The organism is Kitasatospora sp. NPDC047058 (assembly GCF_040643935.1).
Classification (GTDB): Bacteria; Actinomycetota; Actinomycetes; order Streptomycetales; family Streptomycetaceae; genus Kitasatospora.
In genome coordinates this window covers 1-1,182 of record NZ_JBEYVJ010000919.1, presented here as the reverse complement: position 1 = coordinate 1,182, position 1,182 = coordinate 1, and the positions used below count along the sequence as shown (strand labels likewise).

The 1,182-nt window shown below is 72.8% G+C and carries 2 protein-coding genes; one reads left to right on the top strand and one right to left on the bottom strand.

Annotated features, from left to right (window positions below):
* Positions 1-449: hypothetical protein (locus tag ABZ885_RS41630; protein WP_360200474.1), on the top strand; the 449-nt coding region annotated here is incomplete at its 5' end.
* Positions 450-536: 87 nt separating this feature from the next.
* On the opposite strand, the gene ABZ885_RS41625 is transcribed toward ABZ885_RS41630, so the two are convergent.
* The gene (locus ABZ885_RS41625) at positions 537-998 is read right to left on the bottom strand and encodes a MarR family transcriptional regulator (RefSeq protein ID WP_360200472.1); all 462 of its coding nucleotides are present in this window, start codon (positions 996-998) and stop codon (positions 537-539) included.
* Between the last annotated feature and the right edge of the window lie 184 nt (positions 999-1,182).

The window sequence follows — 1,182 nt, the reverse complement described above, 5'->3', positions numbered from 1 at the left end:
GGCCGACCTGCTCGGGTGCGATCCGCTCGCGGCGGCTGCGCAGGAAGGCCGGCGTCCTGCTGGGCATCCTCCTGGTCGTCACACCGACGGCCAGCCTCCGCGCGGAGCTGATCGCCCACCGCGGAGCGGCGACCGACGTGGTGATCACCTCGGCCCACCGCGAGAAGGACAGGAGCGGCCGGGTGAGCTGGACGTGCGGCATCCGGCGGGCCGACGGCGGCCCGTTGCCGCACGGCTCGTACGACGGCCCGGGCTGCTCCTCGTCGGCGAGCACCGGCACCACCATCACGGTCCTGGTCGACCCGGAGGGCTGGGCCCCGCCCGCCGCGACGCGCGGGGGCCGCCCCTTCGTCGGCGGCGTCTACGTCGTGGCCGGAATCGGCCTCCTCTGGGCCCTGCTCGTCCTGGGCGCCGCCCGCCGTACCCTCCGGGAGCACGGCGGCCGCTGACCTCGGCGCTTCGGGGCGCCGAAGGTCGGTGACGGCTCCTCGCTCACGGGGGTGTGAGCGAGGAGCCGTCCCGTGTCCCCTCGTCCGCTACGGCAGGCCGGCGCGGCCCGCCATCACGCGCAGCACCTCGTCCAGCGACTTCCGCTGGTCCTCCGTCAGCCCGGCCACGAGCTCATCGTCCAGGGTCCGTGCCATGGACGTGCAGCGGCCCAGCAGGTCGTGGCCCTCCTCGGTGAGCGTCAGCACCTGCCGTCGGCGGTCCTGCGGATCCCGGACCCGCTGAACCGCACCGAGGCCCTCCAGGTGGTCGGCCAGCGACACCATCAGGCTCGGCGCGACGCCCATCCGCGCGGCCAGTTCCTGCTGGGACGCCACGGCGTCACGGCTGAGCGCAGCCATCAGGCCGACGTGCTTGGGCTTGAGGCCCAGCTCCTCGATCGCCCGGGTGAACCGGTCGGTGACCACCGCGCCCAGAGTGCCGAGCCTGAAGACCACGGTCGAGGTCAGGCCCGCGGAATCGCCGTCCGCTGCCCCGTTGACATCGCTCATGCGGGGAATGATAGCTTCCCGATATCGTTCACACTCAGAATGATTCACACGGAGACGCAACCATGAGCCCGTCCACCGTCCAGACCGTCCTCATCGCCGCCAACGGCCTCGCCTCCCTCGTCTCGGCCGGCTCCTGCATCGCCGGGATGATCCGGCCCGGCCTCATCCTGCCCAAGGGCATGGC

What these genes read in the sequence shown, in the direction of transcription:
- ABZ885_RS41625 (WP_360200472.1), bottom strand. Translation starts at nt 998, where the DNA reads ATGAGCGATGTCAACGGGGCAGCGGACGGCGATTCCGCGGGCCTGACC.